Consider the following 19,468-nt stretch of genomic DNA (forward strand, 5'->3'; position numbering starts at 1 on the left):
TAAAAATCCCTAATCTTGATAACTCTCAATACTCGGACATTCACAAAACAAATTCCTGTCTCCGTATACATCATCTATACGATTCACACTTGGCCAGAATTTATTACGCTTCACTGATTCAACCGGGTATGCGGCAAGTTGCCTGTCGTAACTGCGGGTCCACTCGCTATCGCAGATGTCATCTAAAGTATGCGGGGCATTATGTAATGGGTTGTCGGTTGCGTTCCACTCGCCGCTTTCTACTTTAGCGATTTCGTAGCGAATATTAACCATAGCTTCTATAAACCTATCTAGCTCAGCTTTTGCTTCTGACTCGGTGGGCTCAATCATCAACGTACCTGCTACTGGGAAACTCATAGTCGGTGCATGAAAACCGTAGTCGTTTAACCGTTTGGCTACGTCCATTTCGGTTACACCACTGGCTTCTTTAAGTGGGCGTAAATCGATAATACATTCGTGAGCCACACGGTTATTGCGGCCACGGTATAACACTGGGTAATGAGCTGATAATTTCTCGGTTACATAATTGGCATTTAACATAGCGACTTCGGTGGCTTTTTTAAGGCCTGCGCTGCCCATCATTTTAATGTACATGTAGCTGATTGGTAAAATAGATGCACTACCCCATGGTGCAGCCGATACCGCACCGTGCTCGCGCACTTCGCCGTCGCCTGCGTTTTCTACACCGATGATTTTGTGGTTAGGTAAAAATGGCGCCAAATGCGCTTTTACACCTATTGGCCCCATACCTGGGCCGCCGCCACCGTGTGGAATACAAAAGGTTTTATGTAGGTTTAGGTGCGACACATCTGAGCCAATAAAGCCTGGCGATGTTACCCCTACTTGGGCGTTCATGTTGGCACCGTCCATGTACACTTGGCCACCAAACTCGTGCACTATGTCGCACATTTCTTTGATGGTTTCTTCGTATACACCGTGGGTAGACGGGTAAGTGATCATGGCACAAGATAGGTTCTCGGCGACTTCTTCAGCTTTTGCTCTAAGGTCGGCCAAATCCACATTGCCGTCTTTATCGCAGTTCACTACGACCACTTTCATGCTAACCATTTGTGCCGAAGCAGGGTTGGTACCATGGGCAGAGCTTGGAATTAAACAAATATTACGGTGCCCTTCGCCGCGGCTTTCGTGATATTTCTGAATGGTGATAAGGCCCGCGTATTCACCTTGCGCCCCTGAGTTGGGTTGCATTGATAGCGCATCGTAGCCTGTAATATCAATTAACCATTCGCTTAGCTCGTCCATCATTTGTTTGTAACCTTGCGCTTGCTCAATAGGTGCAAACGGGTGTAATTGACCAAATTCAGGCCAAGTCACAGGTATCATTTCGGCGGTGGCGTTTAGCTTCATGGTGCAAGAGCCAAGTGAAATCATTGAGTGATTTAAGGCTAAATCTTTGTCTTCTAATGACTTGATATAACGCAGCATTTCGGTTTCGCTGTGATAGCTATTGAACACTGGGTGTGTCATAAACTCAGTTGTTCTTTGTAATTTTGCTGGGATAGATTGGCTAGCATTTTCAACAATATCTTTGTCAAAAGCATCAATGTCTAACTCTACATTGGCCCCAACAAAAGCTTGATACAAAGCTTGTAAGTCATCACGGCTAGTGGTTTCGTCTAAGCTAATAGCTAACGCGCCTTCAATGTCGGTGCGTAGGTTTAAATTGCTGGCTAAGGCTGCCGCCACAATTTTATCTTTGTTAGCGCTTACTTTCACGCTTAGGGTATCAAACCAAGTATTGTTTACTAACTCGAACCCAGATTTTTGTAGGCCAGCTGCTAGAATATCTGCAAATCTGTGTACGCGAGATGCGATGGTTTTAAGGCCTTCAGGGCCATGATATACCGCATAAAACGACGCCATATTGGCGAGTAATACTTGGGCTGTACATATGTTTGAGTTGGCTTTTTCGCGGCGAATATGTTGCTCGCGAGTTTGCAATGCCATGCGCAGAGCTGGGCGACCACGGGTGTCTTTAGACACACCAATAATACGCCCGGGTAATGAACGCTTGTAGCTATCGCGAGTAGCAAAAAATGCAGCGTGTGGACCGCCATACCCCATAGGTACACCAAAACGCTGGGCACTACCTAGCACTACATCTGCCCCGAGTTCACCCGGAGGCGTCAATAAGGTTAAGCTTAATAAGTCGGCAGCAACGGCAACTATGCCTTTATTGCTTTGAACAGCGGCGATTATCTCTGAAATATCGTTAATGGCACCTGATGTTCCAGGGTATTGCAATAAGGCACCAAATATATTGTGCTCGCTGGCAGCGCTTGCTGGGCCAATAATAATATCAAAACCAAACATATCGGCACGGGTTTGCACCACGTCTAATGTTTGTGGATGTACATCGTCGGCCACATAAAAGCTGTTGGCTTTGCGATTTTTAGACATACGCTTGGCGAGGCCCATAGCTTCGGCAGCGGCTGTGGCTTCATCTAATAATGATGCAGAGGCAAGCTCCATACCTGTCAGGTCAATGGTCACTTGTTGAAAGTTTAATAAGGCCTCTAATCGACCTTGGGCTATCTCTGGTTGGTACGGCGTATAAGCGGTGTACCAACCTGGGTTTTCAAGCACATTTCGCAAAATAACGTTGGGGGTTAGGGTGTCGTAGTAACCCATACCAATAAACGAGCGCATTACTTTGTTTTTGCTAGCCACATCTTTTAAATAGGCTAATGCGTTGGCTTCTGTTTCGGCCTCTCCTACTTTTAAAGATTCTGCTAAACGTATGCCTTCAGGCACGGTTTGTTGCATTAAGTCATCTAGTGATGTGGCACCAATGTCAGACAACATAGCGGCCATTTCTGTGTCACTTGGACCTATGTGACGACGGACAAAATCTTGGGTTTGTTCAAGTTGAGATAGAGAGTGAGTGACAGACATAGCTAACTAATAATTCCTAATAAAAGCAGGCGACCAAAGTATGCGAACTACTTTGGCCTCAGGACTAAAAACGTATAAAACAGAACAGCGCTGTTGAGTGTTGACAAGCAGCACCAAACAAATGGGCAATACTTGCCCTAGGCTTGCTATTCTTCGATGTTGCCTTCGTATGCTTCAGCGTCTAACAAGGCATTTACTTCTTCAGGGTCTTCAGCTTTAATTTTGAAAAGCCATCCATCACCGTAAGCATCTGAGTTTACAAGTTCAGGGGCATCTTCTAGCTCTTCATTCACAGCAACGATTTCACCGCTAATTGGTGCATATACATCAGAAGCAGCTTTTACAGACTCAGCTACTGCGACATCGTCACCAGAGCCAACTTCAGAGCCGATTTCTGGTAATTCAACAAACACCATATCACCCAATAATGATTGGGCATGATCACTAATGCCTACCGTAAATACACCATCGCCGTCTGGACGAACCCATTCATGAGTACTTGCATAACGTAATTCTGTAGGGATATTGCTCATCTTAGTTCCTATTTTTTATTTAGTTTGATGTAATTTTGCTTATTATTAATGACAGTTATAAGACACTTTTACCATTTCTGACGAAGCTGGGTTTGACCACTTTCACTGTAACCCACTTTTTGCGGATTTCAACTTCTGCGTCAGCTTCTACTGTCGCAGGCACTCTGGCCATGGCAATGCTGTGACCTAATGTTGGTGAGAAGCTACCCGAAGTAATAACCCCCTCGCCACCTGCTACTTTTACTTTTTGGCCAGCGCGTAATACGCCTTTGTCGGTCATCACTAAGCCTACTAATTTTTCAGTACCTTGCGCTTTTTGCTGCTCAAGTGCGCTACGGCCAACAAAGTTTCTATCACTTGGTTCCCAGGTGATTGTCCACCCCATATTGGCGGCAAGAGGTGATATGGTTTCGTCCATATCTTGACCGTATAAGTTCATACCCGCTTCTAGTCGCAAGGTATCTCTCGCTCCTAACCCACAAGGCACTACACCGGCATCTAGTAACTTTTGCCAAAAATCAGCTGCATCATCAACAGGCACCATGATTTCGTAACCTGCTTCACCTGTATATCCTGTGGTGGCAATAAATAAGTCTTCAGCTTGCACACCGTAAAATGGCTTCATATCTGCAACAGACTCGACTTGAGCGGCTGAAAAAAGCTTAGCAGCTTTAGCTTTAGCGTCTGGACCTTGCACCGCAATCATTGCAAACTCTGGGCGCTCGTTAATAGTGACGTCAAAATCAGATGCTTGAGAATGTAACCAGTCCATGTCTTTTTCGCGGGTAGCAGAGTTAACCACTAGGCGATAATTAGTCACGTCAAAATAATAAACGATTAAATCATCTACCACGCCACCGATTTCATTCAACATGCCGCTATATAATGCTTTACCTTTGTCTTGTAGCTTGGCCACATCGTTAGCCAACAAAAAGCGTAAGTAAGCTTGAGCTTGGTTACCAGTAATATCAACGATTGTCATGTGAGACACATCAAACATGCCTGCGCCTTGTCTTACAGCGTGATGCTCTTCAATTTGAGAACCATAATTAATTGGCATTTCCCAACCATGAAAATCCACCATTTTGGCACCAGACGCTAAGTGCTGTGCATGTAAAACTGTTTTATTTGGCATGTGATTTAGTGTCCATTGAAAATAGATTGAGCTGAGTATATGCACTGAGATTATTCACAACAAATTGAAAGTTTTAATCTATACATTTATATTTTTAATGTATTATTAAATAAGCATTTAAAACTCTTATTTATCAAGGCCTAACTTTGAGACAACTATCACTCGATAATTTACGCACTTTTGTCACAGTAGTAGATTTAGGTGGTTATGCTAAAGCGGGTGAAATGCTGGGGCGATCTCAACCCGCTATCAGCATACAAATTAAGCGCCTAGAGCAACAACTCACAAAACGCCTTTTTCATAAACAAGGTCAACGGCAGGTTGTTAATCAAGATGGCCTTGCTTTATATCAACAAGCACGCACCATGCTTGCTCTAAACGATAATATATTTAAACAGTTTCAGCCTACTGGTTTAAAAGGGCGTTTACGTTTGGGTATACCCAGTGAGTTTGCAACAACTTTATTACCTAATATTATTGGTGAATTTGGCAAGCTCTACCCTGATGTATCCCTTGAGGTCACTTCAGCGTTGAGCAAATCTTTGTTAGCTAAAGATACCTCTGAGTCGTTTGATTTAATTATGGCATTAGTGGATCCAAACGAATCCTTTGATGGTCAAATACTATTACACGATGATTTAGTATGGGTAGGTGACAAAGCATTAGGATTACAAACTCAAGCCTTATCTTTAGTGCTTGCTCCAAACGGATGTGTGTACAGAAGTAGAGTCATCAGTAAACTAAAACAACAGACTCAGAAGTGGAAAATAAGCTATACCAATGCAGATTTAACTGGGATCACTGCTGCAATAAAACAGGGCCTTGGTATTACTGCGCTAGCTAAAAGTAGTGTCCCTGAGCAATTAGATATAATTAAACATAAAAGCTTACCTGAGTTAGGTAAGATCAAAATTTGTTTATTTAGTGGTAATTCTGCACACCCACAAGCCAGCGCTAAACTTGCCGAGTTTATTCAATCTAAGTTGACCCGCTAAACGCCCCAAATAGCCTACTAAAACTAAAAAAGCCGATTACTAAGTTTTAGTAATCGGCTTTTTTAATTTATTTCTATACACAATGAACATTATCCATTGTGTTGCAACAGAAATATCAACGCACATGTTATGCAAACTAAAAGAACTAACTCTCTTCTATGATACTTGCCATGGTAATAAGCTTTCCGTCGTTCCTTGATAACAAAATTACTGGGAGCTCCTTCAGACGACCTTCGTCTATCCCCAATTAAGTTTTTCATAGAACACTCCCAAACTTAAATTAAAGACACAAATATCAAAGTTTTTTGAGCCTAAGCAGAATAAAAAATACCTGCGTATAAGATATTATCCCATTCATAAAACTTATTCACCGACTTTTGTCATAAAAACTTAATTATTTTGTGCACTAATTTAAATTAATGGGCTGGAGCCTCCAAAACTAATCATCTGACTTCATTCTGACGTAGGTCTTGTACTTTTTTTGTAATAAGCGATCTATATATCGAGTCAGTTTTATCTTCTGACTCAGGGCATTGTCTAATGCGTCAACTAACTCAGTTAACATAGTTTTATAATAATCAACGTCCTTAATTTGTCCGTCTTCTGTGGTTGCATCAAGAATTCCAGCAGCACTTTTTACTTTTGGTTTAGCGGCCTCTTGGTCTTCTGGCTGAAACATTTCTACTGACACTTCTTTTATGACGTTTTCAACAGCATTTTCATCTAGGGTTTCTAACTCTTCAAGAAAACCATATAAAAGTATTCTGTCCATAAGTGTATTAATTTTACGGGGTACACCATGGGTAAACTGATAAATTCGATCGTATGCCTCTGCTGAAAACAAAGTCGCTCCAGACCAACCAGCATGCTGCATACGATACTCAATATAAGCTTGGCATTCTGTATCCGTTAATGGCGCTAAATGACAGGATGCAACAATGCGCTGCCTAAACTGCTCCATGTTAGGTGCTCGTAAAATAGGCTGTAACTCTTCTTGCCCGAGTAAAAAGCTTTGTAACAAAGGCTTACCTGACGCTTGAAAATTGGACAGCATTCGTAACTCTTCAATGGTCTCTAGTGGTAAATTTTGCGCCTCATCTACTAACAATAACGCTCGTTTCCCCTGTTTGTGGAGATCCATCAAAAATAATTCGAGATCATTCAATATATCTGTTTTAGTACTGCCCTTAACTGGCACACTGAATTTACTGGCTACCATTTTTACTAATTCGTCGGGGGACAGTTTTGGAGATACAATTTGTGCTGCCACGATATCTTCTTGCATATCGTCTAATAAACTATTGGCAATAGTCGTTTTACCTGTCCCAATATCACCCGTAATGACGATAAACCCCTCGGCTTGAGATAGACCATATTGAAGGTATGACATAGCGCGCTTATGCCACTTACTCCCAAAAAAGAAGCTTGGGTCAGGTGTCAATTGAAACGGTTTGGACTTTAGCCCGTAATAACTCTCATACATAAATAAAAATCGCTCAATCCGAGATAAGAAAAAGATAGTTAACTGTTAGCTTAAGCGATGTAACTAAGGCATAGCAATTAAATACCTAGAGAAATGTTATCCTTGATTGCAATCAGGTATACATAATGATGAGCTGATTAAATGACGTATTGGTATATTGACCAAAAATGGCAAACGCAACCTGCAATAACAAATAAGTGCCAAACAACATGAGTAAACTGAAATTGTTTAGCCGCATAAAATACCGCACCCAAGGTATAACATAAGCCACCAGCCAGTAGTAGCCAAAACCCTTCTGCTTGTAGAGAGTTGTATAAAGGGAAAGCAAAAAATACCGCCAGCCACCCCATCAATAAATAGGTCATTAAGGACAATTTTGGGAAACGACTACTGACAAAACATTTACAGTAAATACCAATTGCGGCCAAGGCCCAAATTAAGCAAATTGCCAACATGCCTAATTGGCCTCCCACGGCAAAAATTGTATATGGTGTGTAAGTACCCGCTATCAACAAATAAATAGCAACATGGTCAAATATCTTTAATTTTGCTTTAAGATCTGGACGGCTTACTCCATGATACATAGTTGACGATAAAAACATTAACATCATGGATAATCCATAGATTACACATACAAACTGGGCCATTAAGCCATCCACTTTGAGTAGCATTAATGCCAACCCAATGCATGCTGCCAGAAACCCTAAACCATGGGTCAGCGCATTTAACGTTTCTTCTGTAGTTGAATAAGTCGAGGTATTTTTTGAAACTGATGTGTTCATTTAACTAACTAAAAGTTTGTAGGTCTTTATCATAATATTTGCTAACCCGTTTGCACACCCAATATTTATATAAATCAAAGACAAGAACACAGTACACTAGGCAAAAAATACTTAAGATAAAGGTACTCAGTGACTCACTGGCATGTATATATTATTGAGAACAAGCTCAAACAATATTACACAGGAATAACCAAAGACATTCAGCGACGTTTCAATGAACATCAAGAAAGCGGCCCTAAATGTGCCAAAGCCCTAAAAGGTAAAGGGCCACTCACTCTGAAGTTTTATAGTAAGGCGCTAACCCATTCTGAAGCGTTAAAAACTGAAATTTGGATAAAAAAGTTAAACAAGGCAGACAAAATTAAATTGGTCAATAATCAGTTACATGACTCAACGATTAAAAACATAAAACGATTAGAGCCAAGCCCAACGCCTTGCGAAAAGGTATCAAATGTATGAACTCAGCACCCAATAAATTACCCAATGAATTGAACTTGATAGCCGAACAGAGATGGCAAGAATTTAGTGCCAATGTGAATTTTTGTAAGTCAATAGAGCCGCTCAAGGCCGACATAAGAACAGCATTGGCCTTGAGTGACTTTATTCACAAGCACAGCCTTTCTCATCCCGAATGGCTAGAAACTTTTTTAATCGCAAACAATGGCGAAATTGATACTCGCCAGTTTAAAAAGCAGTTGCGTGAAACACTGAGTATTATTAATGATGAGTCAAGTTTACATAAAACTTTACGAGATTTTCGTCACTACCACATGCTGTGCATTGCTTGGAAAGATCTGTTAAAGCAACAAACCATTGAGGATTCTTTACACCAAGTATCCGAGCTTGCAAACCAACTTATAGTGCAAACCAACGATTGGCTTTATCAATCATTGCAGCCTCGTTTTGGAGTACCCAATGGTGACTCAGGGCCCCAACCTATGCTAATTCTAAGTATGGGAAAACTTGGCGGCCATGAACTCAACTTTTCATCAGATATAGATTTGATTTTTACTTACCCTTCTCAAGGCCATACCCAAGGCGGGCAAAAATCAATTGAGCATCAACAGTTTTTTACAAAACTGGCTCAAAAACTGATTAAGGCGTTAGATCAGATAACAGCTGATGGACAAGTTTATCGAGTGGACATGCGCTTGAGGCCTTTTGGAGATAGCGGCCCTCTGGTTATGCATTTTGATGCGTTAGAAGATTATTACCAAGAGCAAGGCCGAGAGTGGGAACGTTATGCCATGCTTAAGGCTCGCATACTCAACTCAGAATCTAATTACAGCCAAGAGCTTAGAACCATACTGAAACCTTTTATCTATCGCCGGTATTTAGACTACAGCGCTATTGATTCACTAAGAGTTATGAAATCAATGATAGAACAAGAGGTACGAAGACGAGGCCTTAGTAACAATATAAAACTCGGTGAGGGCGGAATTCGTGAAGCTGAATTCGTAGTCCAAAGTATGCAGTTAATTAATGGCGGCCGAATGCAAAGCTTACAAGTGCAAGGTTTACAATTAGCATTAACAGTATTAACCCAAGAGTCACTTCTCCCTGCAGACAGCGCAGCAGAATTAAGACAAAGTTATTTGTGGCTGCGAAAAGTAGAACACTGTTTACAGCAATTTGCAGATAAACAAACTCAACTTTTACCCACAGATACATTGGATCAAAAACGTTTACTGTGGAGTATGGATATTGAAAACTATCCTACGTTTCAAAAGCAAGTTCAGCACCATTGCCAACGAGTCCATCGACAGTTTTCCCTATTGATAAGAGAAACTAGCCCAACCGAAAAAACCTTAATAGACGATCACCAACAAGCTGCCCAGGACATTTGGTTGTTGGAGCTCAACACCGAAGAAACCCAAAATTTATTAGTTCATTGGGATGTAAGTAATGAATCACATTTTTTTACCGCAGAACTTGGCTTATCAGTACATAAGCAACTAACAGATTTTAAACATAATTTAATTAAAAAACGGGTTGGACAAAGAGGATTAGACACATTAAATAGACTTATGCCCACTGTCATTAGTTTAGTACTTTCTAGAAGCGAAGATACCGACCCCAAACCATTACTAGAGCGGGTACTGATTGTTTTCACTGCAATCCTTGGGCGCACAGCTTACTTACAATTATTATCTGAAAATTTGGGTGCATTAAAGCACCTCATAAAATTATGTGCCGCTAGCCCTTGGGTGACAGCACAAATAGCTAGGTTCCCATTATTACTTGATGAACTCATTAACCCTGCTGAACTCTACCAACCCATACAACTTAACGAGTATAAGGATCAGCTAAGACAGCTATTATTAAGAGTTGAACCAGAAGATTTAGAATTACAACTTGAGACACTTAGGCAATTTAAACTTAGCCAACAGTTAAAAATTGCGGCAGCTGACATTACAGGGGTATTACCTATCACAGAGGTGAGTAACCATCTCTCTCAGTTAGCTGAGTCTATTTTGCATCAGGCTGTAGACTTAGCTTGGGGGCAAATGGAAGCTAAATTTGGTGTACCCGTTTGTGAAACTCAAGGCCCAATGAGTATTCAGAATAAAGGGTTTGCAGTCATAGGTTTTGGAAAATTAGGCGGTTGGGAACTTGGCTATGGCTCAGATTTGGATTTAGTGTTTGTACACAATTGTGTAGGTAACCAAGAAACTCTGGGGGCAAAAGCGACTGAATCTATCAAATTCTATATAAAATTAGCTCAACGAGTCATGCATATACTCACTATCAAAACTGGGCTCGGTTTGCTTTATGAAGTGGATATGCGCTTAAGACCTTCGGGCAATGCCGGGCTTTTAGTGTGCCATATTGATGGTTTCGCTAGTTATCAAATGGACAATGCCTGGACGTGGGAACATCAAGCTTTGTGCCGAGCTCGCTTCATATCAGGGGATACCCCCTTAAAAATACAATTTGATAAAATTCGCTTTAATACGCTTTCAAAACCTAGAGTGCTTAAAGACCTTGCCATTGAAGTGGTAGAAATGCGTGAAAAAATGCGTACACACTTAGCTACAGGTGACTCAACTCAATTAGATCTAAAACAACGTAAAGGAGGTATTGCTGATATAGAGTTTATTACCCAATTTATGGTACTGGCCTACACAGAACAGCACCCCGCATTAGCGAAGAGAACAGACAACATCAGGATACTTGAAGACCTAGCCAAATTTGCTTTGCTAACTAATCAGGAAGCAAGACGACTGACAGAAGCTTATTTAACATTTCGCAATAAAATGCATAGGTTAGCGTTACAAAACGAAAAATGGGCTAAGGCAACTGAAGAGCTAACTAAACACCAAGCGAATGTAGAAACTATTTGGGATAAATATCTACAAAACCTTATTGCATAGGTTTTATGAGGCTATCTAGCCTGCGTACATTCGCGAGTCAGGTAGTCATTAGCTTTAGCTGTGATAACGAGTGACCTCTGTTTGGGACACATATAGGCTTTTACCTCACCATCGAACTCAGCATCAATTGCAGTAGCAATCATATTCAAACTGCCCAAAATCGAATCATCTAACTGAAAATGGTGCTTAACAATAAAGTCCCGTTCTAGCTCCCAAATTACCTGCATTCCTTCAGACTCAGCAAAATTCGTGATTGCACTTCTAAGTGTACTTCCTACCTTGAAAGTACGGTGCTTGTGCTCACCAACCCAGCGTCCAGAAATAGGTTTTTGGAGGCTTTCCATTTTTTGTAAACGTTCACTTAGTGGCGTTTCAGACGTATTAACCTCAATAACGAAGTCCCCTAAATCTTCTTCTCTGGGGTGACGTGATGACAAACGATAATCCGCATAAAAATTACTCATGTTAGTTTCAATGGACTTATGACCTGTATGCCCTTCTGGCCTAACCGTATTCAAGTTAGTCTGTTGCAAATACAGCACTATGCCTGCAATGACTAAAATACTTACAGCAAGCATTAAGTGCTTAAGCCAAAATAAAGAACTTGAACTTTTTGTAGTTTTACTCATAACTCTTACAAACTCTTTTATTTTCTTAATCGTATAACGATGGATCTTCTTTATTGGGACGTGTTTTAAAACGTTTGTGCATCCATAAGTACTGCTCTGGCGCTAACAAAATCATTTTTTCAACCATCTCATTGATACGGGTAACATCATACTTATCGTCACCTGAAGGGAAATTCTCCAGTCCTGGTAACACTTTTACTTTATAACCAGCCTTGGTCTTTAAGGATACAAAGAATACAGTCTCACAATCGGCTTGCTTTGCAAACAATAGAGACCCTGTAGTGGTAGCAGTTTCAGGAACGGCAAAAAATGGCGTGAACTCACACTTTTTTCGTCCATAATCTTGATCAGGTAAATACAAACACAGCTCTTTTTCGTCTAATGCCTGTATCAACCCTTTGACATTACGCTTGTGGATCATGTACTTATTCGCACGGTTTCTACCATGATATTGCATGTATTCCATTAAAGGATTGTTATGCTTACGATAAAACACCACTGATGGCTTTTTTATGCCTAACAATCGGCACCCAAACTCAATATTCATATTATGAATAGCGTAACCAAGAACACCTTTACCTTGGGCCTGGATGTCATCGATTAATTCCAAACCTTCATACTCAACCATATTCTTAACACGCCAATCTGGCCACCACCAGCCCATACCCGTTTCAAGAAGCGCCATCCCTGCATTGTCTAAGTTTTCTTTAAGCATTTGTGCACGCTGTTCTGAACTTATATGAGGGAAACACAAATCTATATTACGCTTTGCAACTAGATAACGTTTTTTAGCAACCACTTTTAAAATTCTGCCAATCAACTTCCCAATGGGGCTTTGCACAGAATAAGGTAACCAAGAAATACTATACAAAAAAATGACACTAACCCAAGTAGGCCAATATTTAGGCCCTAAAAAAGACAACTCAAATTTGGGGGCGACGACTTTTTTTTGCTGCAAACCTAACCTCTTCATATAGTTTTCAATAGCGTATCGGGGTATTTTAACCTACTTCTAAAGCCCTAGTGAAAACAAATAACAGATAATTTACCTAACCTAAAATAATTATTCACAATACAAATATAGGCAACATTAATTTAGCTAGACTATGCCAACAAGCCGACAGTGTATTAGTTATGCTGATTAATACTCACCTGCTTTAAAACACATTTAAATTCATATTAATTAGACTAAAGTCGTATACTAAGATCACAACGAAAAATTAAGCTATCGGGTTAACCTTAATGAATAAAAGAGTTTCGATAGTCATATCAGTTTCTAAAAGGGCTTTGGCATTAACATAGACACATCACTTCAACAAAGACTGCAACTGGATGCCGCAAATAGTTTGTACAGTAATGGCGTACTTGGTGTTTTAACCAACATAGCCGCCAGCGTTATGCTTGTATTACTGTTTGCAGAGGGTGCTCATCTCGACGAAAAGGCTTATTGGTTGGGTGCAATCAACCTTATCTTAGTGGGCCGCATAATAGATGTAGCTTTATGGAAATCAAAAAAAAATGTAAGTGCTGACTCGGGTCCTTTAGGTATACAGCGTTACGCAATAGGTACTATTTTGACTTCAATTATGTGGTCTATGTACGCACTGTTATTTTTTGATGCTATGCAGGTCCCCGAATTTACCTGCTTTATTGTCATACTGGCATCACTAGCGGGTGCTTCTGCGTCTATGTTCTCTGCGAGCAGTTTTATCGCTATTAGCTATTCAATTATCATACTAACACCGACAGCTATATTGGGAATATTTACCGATCAAAGTGAAAGAGTTCACCTTGGTATATTGAGCCTCTCTTACTGCGCACTTATGATAATTTATAGTTTAAAGAACTCGCGATTTACTGAACAAGCTATATACAACAAAAATGTTAATCAAAAATTGGTTACCAAAGCGATAAAAGAGAAAAACCGCTTTGCGACTATTAATAACGAATTAACTACAACAACGGAGGCCCTTAATCACGTAAACCAAAACTTAGAGCAACAGATTAAGGCGCGAACAGAAGAAATATATAACCTTAGTAACTTAGATTCATTGACAAAATTAGATAACCGTAAAGCATTTACTGCAAATCTAGAAACATTAATTAAACAAGCAGTAGAAAAGGACAGGCCATTAGCGTTACTTTTTATCGATTTAATTGGTTTCAAAAATATTAATGACACTTTGGGCCATAAAGTAGGTGATAGTGTTTTAGTACAGGTAACCCAAAGGATCTCAGCATTTTCAGAAAACCATAGAGCCGGAAGGTGGAGCGGCGATGAATTTTTAGTAGCTTTACCCTACAGTGACTCAACCACAGCTTTAGCTATCGCCCAAGCCATCACCCATAGCATCTCACAACCTATTTATGTACATGGAAACGAAATACATCTGACCGCATCCATAGGCATAGCTATGACTCCCACTGACAGTCTATCTGCAACTGAGCTAATACAACTTGCTGACTTAACCATGTGTGAGCAAAAGCAATCAAGCACCAACAAACCACAACTATTTTCACATGATGTGAAAGACAGGATCTTGGCTTCACAACACATTTTAGAAGGCCTTCAACATGCGATAGAGAACAAACAATTATATTTATGTTACCAACCTATACAAAATGCCAAAAACTATAACTGTTGGGCTAACGAGGCGTTATTGAGATGGGACTTTGACAGTGAACTTATAGGACCCGATGTATTTATTCCTCTAGCAGAAAAATCTGGCTTGATAAAAGAAATTGGCGCATGGGTATTAAATCGCGCTTGCATGGATGCGGTCCATTGGCATGACGCGCCAAAGGTAGCAGTGTCGGTCAATGTATCGGTTATCCAACTTATGGATAAAGGATTTATACGCCTTCTAGATAAATGCTTACAAAGCAGTGGACTGCCGCCAGAACGATTACATCTAGAAGTAACCGAATCAACCTTTGTCGAGAATCAAGCATTCATTTTGCAACAGCTTGAACAAATTCGAGCTCGAAATATAGCCGTATCAATCGATGATTTTGGAACCGGTTACTCATCATTATCGCAACTACAAGCTTTACCCGTTAATTTTGTAAAGATTGATAAAACCTTCGTAGATAATATTGAAGGTAAAGGTGAAGCCATTATAAGAGCCACCTTATTCATTGCTAGAGAGCTAGGATGTAAAACCATAGCCGAAGGCGTGGAAACTAAAGAGCAAGCTATGGCCCTGTCGGCAATGGGTGTAGATTATTTGCAAGGTTACTACTTTGCTAAACCTATGAAAAGTAACGCTTTAGCTGAATGGCAAAAAGCTACAATAAAAACTCTAAACGTTAAATAACATCTAAGCCTTACAATTAAAGTAACAATATCAAATGCATACAGGTAATATTGAGCTTTTACTGTTATTAGCCTGCAAACATCCCACTTTATTTCAGTCGTAAATAACACAACAATTTCTTGCGAAGAGAACACCTTATGGCACAACTTTATTTTTATTATTCAGCAATGAATGCTGGTAAATCAACGTCCCTATTACAATCAGCTTACAACTACACTGAAAGAGGTATGCGCCCAGAAATATTCACCGCAGCCCTAGATGATAGATTTGGTAAAGGTAAAGTTGCCTCAAGAATAGGCTTGGAATCTAGTGCTAACCTTTTTACACCACAAACTAATCTTCAAGATACCATTCAAACGCTTAATAAAGAAAAAGCGATTGATTGTCTTTTTATCGATGAAGCACAATTTTTAACTAAACAACAAGTCCAGCAACTTATATATGTAGTAGACAACATGAATATCCCGGTTTTAGCCTATGGTCTTCGAACAGACTTTTTAGCAGAAACCTTTGAAGGTAGCCGATATTTACTGGCTTGGGCTGACAAACTAATTGAATTGAAAACCATCTGCCACTGTGGGCGTAAGGCTGCCTTTGTCGTCAGGATTGATGAGCATGGCAATGCTGTAAAAGAAGGAGAACAAGTAGAAGTCGGTGGTAATGACAGGTATGAATCTATGTGTAGAAAACACTTTGCAGAGCTAGTTTGGTAATCAATCGTATTTAATTTTACTACAAAAAAAAGCAAACAGCTTACGCTGTTTGCTTTTTAAAAATTTAATCCTCTATTATCAAGACTGATTTCTCAGTGATAACTAAGGTCGAAGTGCTTTTTCACCTCTAGCCAAGCCACAGACACCTGACCTTGATACTTCGATAATTTCAGTACTTTGCCCTAGTGTATAGGCAAATGCGTCTAACTTATCACTCGTACCTGTAATTTGAATCGTATAGTTATGAGCGTCTACATCAACCACTTGAGCTCTAAAAATATCCACATTACGTTTTATCTCAGCGCGTACCGACTCACTGCGAGTGGCGACTTTGATCAACATAAGCTCTCGCTCAATATGCACACCGTCAGATAGATCAGACACTTTTAATACATCAATTAGCTTGTTGACTTGTTTAGTAATTTGTTCAATGACTTTGTCATCAGCCTCAGTCACTATGGTCAACCTTGATAAACTTTTATCGTCTGTTGGCGCAACACTTAATGAATCAACGTTATAGCCACGTTGCGAAAACACACCAACTAATCGAGACAAAGCACCAGGTTCGTTTTCCATCAATACAGATAAAATTCTTCTCATTAGGTACGCTCCGTCTTACTTAAACGCATATCATCCATAGCACCGTATTTAATTTGCATTGGGTATACGTGTTCATTTTGATCTACTCTGATGTCCATAAACACTAATCTGTCTTTTTCTGCAAAGCAGCGCTTCATTGCATCGTCTAATTCTTCTGGCTTATCAACTCTAATGCCAATATGGCCATACGCTTCAGCCAATTTTACAAAATCAGGCAATGAATCCATGTAAGAGTGAGAATGACGACCTTTATAAATCATGTCTTGCCATTGGCGAACCATACCTAGAGCACGGTTATTAATCGATATAATTTTCACTGGAATATTGTATTGCAAACAAGTCGCTAGCTCTTGAATATTCATTTGAATACTGCCGTCACCTGTCACACAAGCAACAACTGCCTCAGGGTGAGCCATTTGCACGCCCATCGCTGCAGGGAAACCAAACCCCATGGTTCCAGCGCCACCTGAATTGATCCAGCGGCGAGGTTTAGCGAATGGGTAATAAAGTGCAGCAAACATCTGATGTTGACCTACATCAGAGGTAATGTAGGCATCGCCACCTGTATGCTTATAAAGTGATTGCACTACTTCTTGAGGTTTTATCTGAGTGTCACTGGTTTTATATTCAAGGCATTTTTTAGCACGCCATTGATTAATTTCTTGCCACCAGTCAGCTAAACGTTCGGCTTGAGCTTGGGTATCGAAGTCTTCTAACTTTTCAAAGAACTGCTCTAATACTCTATCGATAGAGCCAACTACTGGAATATGCGCTGCAACCGTTTTAGAAATAGAAGTAGGGTCAATATCTACGTGTACTATGGTTGCATTCGGACAAAACTTAGCAACATTATTCGTTACCCTATCATCAAAGCGAGCGCCTAATGCGATAATACAATCAGCATTATGCATAGTCTTATTTGCTTCAAAGGTACCGTGCATACCCAGCATACCAACAGATTGCTGATGTACACCAGAGAAGGCACCTAAGCCCATCAAAGTAGATGTAACTGGGCAGCCTAACGTTTCCGCCAATTTAGTAACCGAATCAGTAGCTTCACACGCTACCGCTCCACCACCAACATACATAACAGGACGTTTAGCCGCTTTGATAACTTCAATGGCTTTCTTAACCTGCTTATTATGCCCTTTCAAAGTAGGGTTATATGAACGCAGCTCTACTGAACTCGGAAATTCATAAGGGTGCGATTCTTGTGGATTCACAATATCTTTTGGCAAATCCACAACCACAGGTCCGGGACGCCCTGTGTTAGCAATATGGTAGGCCTTAGCTATTGCTCCAGGAATATCCACTGCGCGTTTAACTAAAAAGCTATGTTTCACTATAGGTCGTGAACAACCAATCATATCCGTTTCTTGGAATGCGTCTTCGCCAATGTGCATAGTAGGGACTTGGCCTGAAAGCACTACTAGTGGAATTGAGTCCATATATGCAGTTGCAATACCTGTAATGGTATTGGTTGCACCTGGACCAGAAGTTACTAAAACAGTTCCAGTTTCACCCGTAGCTCTGGCATATCCGTCTGCCATGTGGGCAGCAGCTTGCTCATGTCTGACTAGTATATGTTCAACATCATCTTGAACGTATAAAGCATCGTAAATATCTAGTACAGAACCACCAGGGTAACCAAATACATGTTTAACTCCAGCGTCTTTAAGCGCTCGCACAACCATTGCAGCGCCTGACATCATTTCCATAACGAATTCTCCCAAAAGAAGGTTATTAAATAAGGACGGGCACTATACGTGAGCAGTTAGAAAGAATAAACAGCTAGAGCCATAAAAGTGAGATACATATTCCTATATACGGCAATATTAGGATAAAAATACCAATAAAAAATAAAACAACCTAAATTTTAGTATAAAAAACCAAAAAAATTAGAATAAATAGTTAAAGCATCCTATTCATCATCTAATTCTATGGGAATATCGTCATCTTCATCGGTACTTTCACTGTCAATATCAACGGAAGCCTTGTGTGAACCATAGATACTGCCCATTTTAGGACGGTTAATTCGTTTTTGATATTTTAGCCAGGCTTTTTCAGCAATACTTTTTGGGTCTTGTTTACCAAAAGCCGAAGCCAAAAAACTTTCGTCTTCGGGTGTTGAAGGTGAAATTTCACCATCAACTAATGCAGCGATGAGTGCCCCATATTGGGATAATGCTTTGCTTTCATTTATTGAAAAATCACCTGAACGGGAAAAGCCATATGGATAGTTTTTAGGATCGTTGAATAATCGATTGACTAAAGATTCTCTGGTAAGTTTTGTCATCGCAGTACCTATCAAAATCATTTAAATTATTGGTTTAAAAGAAACAAGGTTAAGCCAAGGTAAAACACTGAACCTTGTATCTTGCTTTATAATTTAAATCAAAAATCTGTCAACTATTTTTCTAGGTTTTGCGATTAATTTTTTATGACATGTACATCATCTGACAACATATTCTAGCTAGCGCTTAGGAACCCATGCCCAAATCATCTCACATAACAATGGCTCAATCCCTGTTGCGTCTTGGACCACCACTTTCACATTAACTTCGCCTTTCTCCGTGGTCTGCATCAAATTAATTTGCTCATCGGTGAGGCTTGCCACCGCCGTCATGTCGCCCGTGGCTCGCTTTACATAATTCAGGTTCATTGTTTTTATGAGTGGCAATTTATCGGCGGGTAGATTGATACCCACTATAAAACCAGTACAAGACTCTGCTAGCAAGGCCATGGCGGCGGCATGGACACTGCCAATATGGTTTTGTGCTTTACTCTTGTTTTTTTGCCTGTAGGTAGCTGACTTACCATCGGTGTGCAGCACTTCAATCCCAGTAGTTCCTGCTAGTTTAACTTTATACCTGAATACCCAAGTCATGAGTTTTGAACTGACCCAAATTGGGTATTGATTTACTTTATCAACAAATTTTCTTAGTGGATTAATGCTAGTCATGACGCTCACCTCTGGTTTGACCAGTTGAA

General features: G+C 40.2%; 16 protein-coding genes. 5 read left to right on the forward strand and 11 right to left on the reverse strand.

The genetic code is table 11. The annotated features are described in order from the left end of the window. Positions 1-9: 9 nt before the first annotated feature. The 3 genes from gcvP to gcvT form a co-directional block, all read right to left on the reverse strand. On the reverse strand, positions 10-2,916 hold the full coding sequence (gene gcvP / locus ABJE44_RS17405) for an aminomethyl-transferring glycine dehydrogenase (RefSeq protein ID WP_348112846.1): 2,907 nt from the start codon (positions 2,914-2,916) through the stop codon (positions 10-12). Positions 2,917-3,062: 146 nt separating this feature from the next. After that, entirely contained in the window at positions 3,063-3,449 is a 387-nt protein-coding gene (gene gcvH / locus ABJE44_RS17410) for a glycine cleavage system protein GcvH (protein WP_348112848.1), read from the reverse strand. Positions 3,450-3,504: 55 nt separating this feature from the next. Beyond that, positions 3,505-4,584, reverse strand: a complete 1,080-nt coding sequence (gene gcvT / locus ABJE44_RS17415; protein WP_348112849.1) for a glycine cleavage system aminomethyltransferase GcvT — start codon at positions 4,582-4,584, stop codon at positions 3,505-3,507. Positions 4,585-4,730: 146 nt separating this feature from the next. On the opposite strand from gcvT, the gene ABJE44_RS17420 reads away from it, so the two are divergent. Beyond that, positions 4,731-5,579 carry a LysR family transcriptional regulator gene (locus ABJE44_RS17420; RefSeq protein ID WP_348112850.1) on the forward strand — a complete coding sequence of 283 codons (849 nt, stop codon included), beginning with the start codon at positions 4,731-4,733 and terminating at the stop codon, positions 5,577-5,579. Positions 5,580-6,018: 439 nt separating this feature from the next. Here the strand turns inward: ABJE44_RS17420 and ABJE44_RS17425 are convergent, their stop codons facing one another. Next, complete coding sequence (locus ABJE44_RS17425; protein ID WP_348112851.1) at positions 6,019-7,062, reverse strand: XrtA/PEP-CTERM system-associated ATPase; 1,044 nt, start codon at positions 7,060-7,062, stop codon at positions 6,019-6,021. A gap of 137 nt (positions 7,063-7,199) precedes the next feature. After that, positions 7,200-7,844: a hemolysin III family protein gene (locus ABJE44_RS17430; protein WP_348112852.1), complete on the reverse strand. Its 645-nt coding sequence runs from the start codon at positions 7,842-7,844 to the stop codon at positions 7,200-7,202. A 129-nt stretch (positions 7,845-7,973) separates the two neighbouring features. On the opposite strand from ABJE44_RS17430, the gene ABJE44_RS17435 reads away from it, so the two are divergent. Both ABJE44_RS17435 and glnE read left to right on the forward strand, forming a co-directional pair. Next, positions 7,974-8,303 carry a GIY-YIG nuclease family protein gene (locus ABJE44_RS17435; protein ID WP_348112853.1) on the forward strand — a complete coding sequence of 110 codons (330 nt, stop codon included), beginning with the start codon at positions 7,974-7,976 and terminating at the stop codon, positions 8,301-8,303. Further along, positions 8,300-11,218, forward strand: coding sequence for a bifunctional [glutamate--ammonia ligase]-adenylyl-L-tyrosine phosphorylase/[glutamate--ammonia-ligase] adenylyltransferase (gene glnE, locus ABJE44_RS17440; RefSeq protein ID WP_348112854.1), 2,919 nt, complete (start codon positions 8,300-8,302; stop codon positions 11,216-11,218). The genes ABJE44_RS17435 and glnE overlap by 4 nt, the downstream gene beginning before the upstream one ends. An 11-nt stretch (positions 11,219-11,229) precedes the next feature. Here the strand turns inward: glnE and ABJE44_RS17445 are convergent, their stop codons facing one another. Together ABJE44_RS17445 and lpxL are read right to left on the reverse strand one after the other, a co-directional pair. Further along, positions 11,230-11,847, reverse strand: coding sequence for a toxin co-regulated pilus biosynthesis Q family protein (locus ABJE44_RS17445; protein ID WP_348112855.1), 618 nt, complete (start codon positions 11,845-11,847; stop codon positions 11,230-11,232). A gap of 25 nt (positions 11,848-11,872) precedes the next feature. Continuing rightward, positions 11,873-12,805 carry an LpxL/LpxP family Kdo(2)-lipid IV(A) lauroyl/palmitoleoyl acyltransferase gene (gene lpxL, locus ABJE44_RS17450; protein WP_348112856.1) on the reverse strand — a complete coding sequence of 311 codons (933 nt, stop codon included), beginning with the start codon at positions 12,803-12,805 and terminating at the stop codon, positions 11,873-11,875. Between the two features lie 388 nt (positions 12,806-13,193). Between lpxL and ABJE44_RS17455 the strand changes: the two genes are divergently transcribed. Together ABJE44_RS17455 and ABJE44_RS17460 are read left to right on the forward strand one after the other, a co-directional pair. Continuing rightward, on the forward strand, positions 13,194-15,164 hold the full coding sequence (locus ABJE44_RS17455) for an EAL domain-containing protein (RefSeq protein ID WP_348112857.1): 1,971 nt from the start codon (positions 13,194-13,196) through the stop codon (positions 15,162-15,164). A gap of 137 nt (positions 15,165-15,301) precedes the next feature. Next, positions 15,302-15,877, forward strand: a complete 576-nt coding sequence (locus tag ABJE44_RS17460; RefSeq protein ID WP_348112858.1) for a thymidine kinase — start codon at positions 15,302-15,304, stop codon at positions 15,875-15,877. Between the two features lie 102 nt (positions 15,878-15,979). Here the strand turns inward: ABJE44_RS17460 and ilvN are convergent, their stop codons facing one another. The 4 genes from ilvN to ABJE44_RS17480 all read right to left on the reverse strand — a co-directional run bounded on the left by ilvN (position 15,980) and on the right by ABJE44_RS17480 (position 19,439). After that, positions 15,980-16,477, reverse strand: coding sequence for an acetolactate synthase small subunit (gene ilvN, locus ABJE44_RS17465; protein WP_348112859.1), 498 nt, complete (start codon positions 16,475-16,477; stop codon positions 15,980-15,982). Then, positions 16,477-18,195, reverse strand: a complete 1,719-nt coding sequence (locus ABJE44_RS17470; protein ID WP_348112860.1) for an acetolactate synthase 3 large subunit — start codon at positions 18,193-18,195, stop codon at positions 16,477-16,479. The genes ilvN and ABJE44_RS17470 overlap by 1 nt, the downstream gene beginning before the upstream one ends. Before the next feature lie 203 nt (positions 18,196-18,398). Continuing rightward, complete coding sequence (locus ABJE44_RS17475; protein WP_348112862.1) at positions 18,399-18,773, reverse strand: DUF413 domain-containing protein; 375 nt, start codon at positions 18,771-18,773, stop codon at positions 18,399-18,401. 177 nt (positions 18,774-18,950) lie between these two features. Next, entirely contained in the window at positions 18,951-19,439 is a 489-nt protein-coding gene (locus tag ABJE44_RS17480) for a DUF4442 domain-containing protein (protein ID WP_348112863.1), read from the reverse strand. Between the last annotated feature and the right edge of the window lie 29 nt (positions 19,440-19,468).

The organism is Paraglaciecola sp. (assembly GCF_039942875.1).
In the GTDB taxonomy this organism is placed as follows: domain Bacteria; phylum Pseudomonadota; class Gammaproteobacteria; order Enterobacterales; family Alteromonadaceae; genus Paraglaciecola.

What these genes read in the sequence shown, in the direction of transcription:
- gcvP (WP_348112846.1), bottom strand. Translation starts at nt 2,916, where the DNA reads ATGTCTGTCACTCACTCTCTATCTCAACTTGAACAAACCCAAGATTTT.
- gcvH (WP_348112848.1), bottom strand. Translation starts at nt 3,449, where the DNA reads ATGAGCAATATCCCTACAGAATTACGTTATGCAAGTACTCATGAATGG.
- gcvT (WP_348112849.1), bottom strand. Translation starts at nt 4,584, where the DNA reads ATGCCAAATAAAACAGTTTTACATGCACAGCACTTAGCGTCTGGTGCC.
- ABJE44_RS17425 (WP_348112851.1), bottom strand. Translation starts at nt 7,062, where the DNA reads ATGTATGAGAGTTATTACGGGCTAAAGTCCAAACCGTTTCAATTGACA.
- ABJE44_RS17430 (WP_348112852.1), bottom strand. Translation starts at nt 7,844, where the DNA reads ATGAACACATCAGTTTCAAAAAATACCTCGACTTATTCAACTACAGAA.
- glnE (WP_348112854.1), top strand. Translation starts at nt 8,300, where the DNA reads ATGAACTCAGCACCCAATAAATTACCCAATGAATTGAACTTGATAGCC.
- ABJE44_RS17445 (WP_348112855.1), bottom strand. Translation starts at nt 11,847, where the DNA reads ATGAGTAAAACTACAAAAAGTTCAAGTTCTTTATTTTGGCTTAAGCAC.
- ABJE44_RS17460 (WP_348112858.1), top strand. Translation starts at nt 15,302, where the DNA reads ATGGCACAACTTTATTTTTATTATTCAGCAATGAATGCTGGTAAATCA.
- ilvN (WP_348112859.1), bottom strand. Translation starts at nt 16,477, where the DNA reads ATGAGAAGAATTTTATCTGTATTGATGGAAAACGAACCTGGTGCTTTG.
- ABJE44_RS17470 (WP_348112860.1), bottom strand. Translation starts at nt 18,195, where the DNA reads ATGGAAATGATGTCAGGCGCTGCAATGGTTGTGCGAGCGCTTAAAGAC.
- ABJE44_RS17475 (WP_348112862.1), bottom strand. Translation starts at nt 18,773, where the DNA reads ATGACAAAACTTACCAGAGAATCTTTAGTCAATCGATTATTCAACGAT.
- ABJE44_RS17480 (WP_348112863.1), bottom strand. Translation starts at nt 19,439, where the DNA reads ATGACTAGCATTAATCCACTAAGAAAATTTGTTGATAAAGTAAATCAA.